Origin of the sequence: uncultured Mobiluncus sp., assembly GCF_902488535.1 — a bacterium.
Lineage (GTDB): Bacteria > Actinomycetota > Actinomycetes > Actinomycetales > Actinomycetaceae > Mobiluncus.
In genome coordinates, this window is record NZ_CABTWO010000043.1 from 1 (window position 1) to 2,825 (window position 2,825).

General features: G+C 52.5%; 3 protein-coding genes. All 3 read right to left on the reverse strand.

The window, feature by feature from the left end:
• Nucleotides 1-63: 63 nt before the first annotated feature.
• From RDL66_RS08925 to RDL66_RS08935, 3 genes are read right to left on the reverse strand one after another with little or no spacing between them, the layout of a single operon-like run.
• A complete protein-coding gene (locus tag RDL66_RS08925) occupies nt 64-957 on the reverse strand; it encodes a metal ABC transporter permease (protein ID WP_308536639.1) in 894 nt (297 codons plus the stop codon).
• Nucleotides 954-1,760: a metal ABC transporter ATP-binding protein gene (locus tag RDL66_RS08930; protein WP_308536641.1), complete on the reverse strand. Its 807-nt coding sequence runs from the start codon at nt 1,758-1,760 to the stop codon at nt 954-956. Before RDL66_RS08930 ends, RDL66_RS08925 begins: the two co-directional genes overlap by 4 nt.
• Nucleotides 1,757-2,695 (reverse strand): metal ABC transporter substrate-binding protein, encoded by a 939-nt coding sequence (locus tag RDL66_RS08935; protein WP_308536643.1) that lies wholly within the window; start codon nt 2,693-2,695, stop codon nt 1,757-1,759. The genes RDL66_RS08930 and RDL66_RS08935 overlap by 4 nt, the downstream gene beginning before the upstream one ends.
• Nucleotides 2,696-2,825: the final 130 nt, after the last annotated feature.

Here is a 2,825-nt window from a genome sequence, read left to right on the forward strand (position 1 = left end):
GACCTCAACAAGGGCAGCGCCAAGGCGGTGTTGCGCTACCTCGGCCTGCCCTAGAGGGGTGCCTCAAGAAGCAACCTGTTGAGGTTCCGGGTCAGGACCGGGGGCGACAGACTGCGCGCCATGATAGCGCTGCAGACGCTGTTGCCGAAGCAAATCCACCAGCCAAACGATCAGGAACAATACGCCTTCAAGCAGCACGACCGTGGCTCCTGACGCTGTATCGAACCAGTAGGAAATATAGGCTCCCAGCACGACGCAGAATACGGAAAACAAAGGAGCTATCCATAGCATAGCGTTGAACCGGTTTGTGAGCAGCCGGGCGGTTGCGCCAGGGGTAATCACCAGTGCCACGATGAGGATTGCGCCCACTGCCTGCATCGCCACCACGACTGTCAAAGAGAGAGCTACCAGCAACAGAGTCGCCAACCAGGTTGTAGAGATGCCGATAGTGTGGGCATGAGTCTTGTCGAAGGCATACAGCACCAAATCCCGCTTTTTGTATAACAACAGCACCAGAGCGAGTGGGCTCAATATCAAGACCTGCCACATATCGGCTCTGGTGATACCGAGCATGTCGCCAAACAAAATATGGTGCAAATCGATATGACTGGGGAACAGACTGATTAAGACCAGACCGGAGGCAAACATTGTCGTGAATACCACGCCAATAGATGTGTCTTCTTTGACCCGTCCGCGCCCCCGCACTGCGCCAATCAATCCCACCACCAGCAAAGCTGCCACGAGGGCTCCTATTGCGAAGGGCGTTCCCAAAAGGTAGGACACGACGATTCCGGGAAGAATTGCGTGGGACAGGGCATCACCTAACAATGACCAGCCAATTAAGACCAGCCAGCAGGACAACACGGCACAAACTGCCGCCGCGACTCCGGTGACGATGATGCCGCGGAGCATAAACTGCTGCGTCCACATTTCGATGAAAGCTTCATAAAAATTCACTTTCCACCTCCTGACGCGGCGGGATTTAATCCAAACGCTTTCGCAAGGTTCTGCGGGTCTAAGGCGCCAGCGGGAGCACCTTGATAAACTACGCGGCGATACAGCAAAACTACTTCATCGCAGAGCTTTTCCAAAGAAGCCAAATCGTGGGTTGAAACCACCACCGTGGTGCCTTTTGCCGAGATTTTGCGCAGCAAATCGACGATATTGCTTTCGGAGTATTTGTCTACTCCGGCAAACGGTTCATCGAGGAGCAGGAGCGGCGCACCTTGGGCAATCGCGCGGGCGATAAACACCCTTTTCTTTTGGCCGCCACTCAACGCCCCAACTTGGCGCTGCTGTAAATCTTGCAATTCCACCATTTCTAACGCGGCTTGCACTGCTGCCACGTCTGCAGATTTGGGACGACGGGTAGATCCCATGAATCCATACCGCCCCATCATGACGACTTGGTTTACGTTAACCGGGAAGTCCCAATCGATTTCCTCGTTTTGTGCAACGTAACCAATCAGTTTCTGTTTCCGGGCTTGGTTCGCGTCAATTCCGGCAACTTTAATGCTGCCCTTTTGATACGAAACACTGTTGGTGATGGATTTGAACAGCGTTGATTTTCCCGATCCGTTCATCCCTACCAGACCACAAATTTGACCGCGCGGCACGGTTAAACTGGCACCTTCCAGTGCCACATTAGCTCCGTAACGAACATGCAAATCTGAGACTTCTAATACAGGTGGGGCTGAATTTGGGCTGGGTTCAGCTGCAGCCCCGCCTGGCTCTATGCGGTTGTCGAGAGCATCATTCATTTCTGAGTCAATCCTCGGGTAATCAAATCTGCGTCGTAGCGCAACAGATCCAGATAGGTCGGAACGTCTCCATCTGCGTCTGATAAGGAATCAACATACAATTCCCCACCAAATTTCGCCCCTGTGGCTTCCACAACGGGTCGCATTTTGTCTCCCACGGTGGATTCGCAGAAAACTGCGGGAACGTGGTTTTGCTTCACATAGTCTTCCACTTCCGCTACGCGAGAGGGAGTGAGGGCTCCTTCGGCATTTACGCCCCACAGGAATTTCTCGTTGAGGTTATAGTCACGAGTCAGATACGAGAATGCTCCCTCACAGCTGACCAAAGTACGTTGTGACGGGTCGAGCTGAGAAAGTGTGGAAGTGATGTCCTCGCCGACTGTTTCAATCGTGGTGCCATACTGTTGGGCATTTTCCTGGTACTCGGAGCAGTTCTTTGCATCTAAATCGCAGAAGGCTTTTGCCATATTTTTCACGTAGAGGGCGCCATTTTTCGGGCTCATCCAAGCGTGGGGATTGGGCTTACCCTTGTAGTCACCTTCGGTAATCGGAATAGGCTCTACGCCCTGCGAAACATTGACCTTTTTGGCATCCAGATCGGCGGTAAACTTCGTGAACCAGCGTTCCAAATCCAGCCCGTTATTTAAAATCAGTTTCGCTTTCTGCGCCGACTTTAAGTCCGAGGGTGTGGGTTGGTAATCGTGGATTTCCGCCCCAGGTTTGGTGATAGAGCGGACTTCCAGGTGGTCTCCGGCGACGTTTTGAGCCATGTCCTGCAACACGGTAAATGTGGTGAGGACCAGGGGTTTGCCTGGTGCGGCTGAATCCGAACTGGAGCTGGGAGTCCCACTGCACGCGCTGAGAGAGGCTCCCAGGCACAAAAGCGCAGCTACGGTTAAGGTTTCTTTAATTTGCTTGTTTTTAACTCTCTTCATGGGTATAGCCTAAGTTAGGTATACCTAAGTTTGCAAGCCAGAAACCGTTGAAATCCCGTAATTTAGCAAATTTTTTGTACTGACAAATCCTACAAAACCAGGGACACGAGCTTCGGGGCGCGCACGATAA

Bases quoted from the DNA above. Each gene is read 5' to 3' on its own strand.
- RDL66_RS08935 (WP_308536643.1), bottom strand. From the start codon at position 2,695: ATGAAGAGAGTTAAAAACAAGCAAATTAAAGAAACCTTAACCGTAGCT.
- RDL66_RS08930 (WP_308536641.1), bottom strand. From the start codon at position 1,760: ATGAATGATGCTCTCGACAACCGCATAGAGCCAGGCGGGGCTGCAGCT.